Origin of the sequence: Sphingomonas sp. CROZ-RG-20F-R02-07 (genome assembly GCF_022662335.1) — a bacterium.
In the GTDB taxonomy this organism is placed as follows: domain Bacteria; phylum Pseudomonadota; class Alphaproteobacteria; order Sphingomonadales; family Sphingomonadaceae; genus Sphingomonas.
Genome location: NZ_JAKNQJ010000049.1, coordinates 1 through 725 on the forward strand (window position 1 = coordinate 1; position 725 = coordinate 725).

Consider the following 725-nt stretch of genomic DNA (forward strand, 5'->3'; position numbering starts at 1 on the left):
CGCGAGCGCGACGGCCGAGAAGAAGACGGTTGGACAGCGGTCGTAGCGCGTGGCGACGCGACGCCAGTCTTTCAGGCGGCCGAACATGATCTCGATGCGGCTGCGACGCCGGTAGCGGCGCTTGTCGTACCGGACCGGCTCGTTGCGCGATCTCCGACCTGGGATGCAGGGCTGAATGCCTTTGGCTTCGAGGGCATCCCTGAACCAGTCGGCATCATAACCGCGATCACCAAGCAGCCATTCCGCCTTTGGCAGATCGTCGAGCAAAGCTGCCGCGCCGGTGTAGTCGCTGACCTGCCCGGCGGTCATGAAGAAGCTCAAGGGCCGCCCATCCGCATCGCTGACGGCGTGGAGCTTGGTATTCATGCCGCCTTTCGTACGGCCTATCAGGCGGCCGAGATCCCCTTTTTAACCCGCAGGCTCGATGCCGTGCGGTGTGCCTTCAGGTAGGTCGCGTCGATCATGACCGTCTTCGGCACGGCCTCCGCTGCCGCGAGACCCTCCATCATACGGAGGAAAACGCCCCGTTCACCCCAGCGCTTCCACCGGTTGTATAGCGTTTTGTGCGGACCATACGCGCTCGGTGCATCACACCAGCGCAGTCCGTTGCGATTGACGAAGACGATGCCACTCAGCACCCGCCGGTCATCGACCCGCGGCTTGCCATGGCTCTTGGGGAAGTACGGCCGCAGGCGCGCCATCTGCTCATCCGTCAGCCAGTACAG

At 63.9% G+C, this 725-nt stretch carries 1 protein-coding gene; it reads right to left on the minus strand.

Going from position 1 to position 725, the window contains the following annotated elements; translation table 11 throughout:
- A protein-coding gene (locus L8H00_RS18655) for an IS5 family transposase (protein ID WP_242098854.1) occupies nucleotides 1-725 on the minus strand; the annotation gives its coding sequence in 2 pieces (ribosomal slippage) (nucleotides 1-401 and nucleotides 401-725; 726 coding nt annotated over the 2 pieces). This gene is flagged as partial in the annotation.